Source organism: Sphingobium sp. ba1 (assembly GCF_000743655.1).
Classification (GTDB): Bacteria; Pseudomonadota; Alphaproteobacteria; order Sphingomonadales; family Sphingomonadaceae; genus Sphingobium.
In genome coordinates this window covers 1-706 of record NZ_JPPQ01000045.1, presented here as the reverse complement: position 1 = coordinate 706, position 706 = coordinate 1, and the positions used below count along the sequence as shown (strand labels likewise).

1 protein-coding gene is annotated in these 706 nt (G+C 64.7%); it reads right to left on the bottom strand.

Going from position 1 to position 706, the window contains the following annotated elements; all coding sequences use genetic code 11:
* Positions 1-706, bottom strand: a 706-nt coding sequence (locus IL54_RS02560; RefSeq protein ID WP_037472032.1) for a UDP-glucose dehydrogenase family protein, incomplete at both ends; no start/stop codon positions are given.

Sequence of the window (706 nt, the reverse complement as noted above, 5' to 3'; positions counted from 1 at the left end):
CTGACCGGTCTTGACCAGCGCCAGCGTATCCTTGGGGAAGCAGGAGCCGCCATAGCCCGGCCCTGCATGCAGGAATTTCGAACCGATGCGGTTGTCGAGGCCAATGCCGCGCGACACGTCCTGCACGTCTGCGCCGACCGCTTCGCACAGGTCTGCCATCTCGTTGATGAAGGTGATCTTGGTCGCCAGGAAGGCGTTGGCGGCATATTTGATGAGTTCAGCGGTGCGGCGACCGGTGAACATCAGCGGCGCCTGATTGAGGTTGAGCGGGCGATAGACCTGGCTCATCACCGCGATGGCGCGTTCCGAACCCGTGGTGCCGACGACGACGCGGTCGGGCCGCTTGAAATCGCCGATCGCCGCGCCTTCGCGCAGGAATTCGGGGTTGGACACGACCTGGATATCAAGGTCAGGCTTCAATTCCCGCGCGATTCGTTCGACCTCGTCGCCGGTGCCGACGGGCACGGTGGACTTGGTGACGATGACTGCCGGGCCATCGAGCGCAGCGACGATTTCCCGCGCTGCAGCATAGACATAGGAGAGATCGGCATGGCCATCGCCGCGCCGCGAAGGCGTGCCGACAGCAATGAAGATCGCGTCCGCGCCCTTGACGCCCGCGGCGAGGTCCGTGGTGAAGGTCAGGCGGCCCGATGCGGCATTGTCGCCGACCAGCTTGTCCAGCCCCGGCTCGAAAATCGGCATCCGC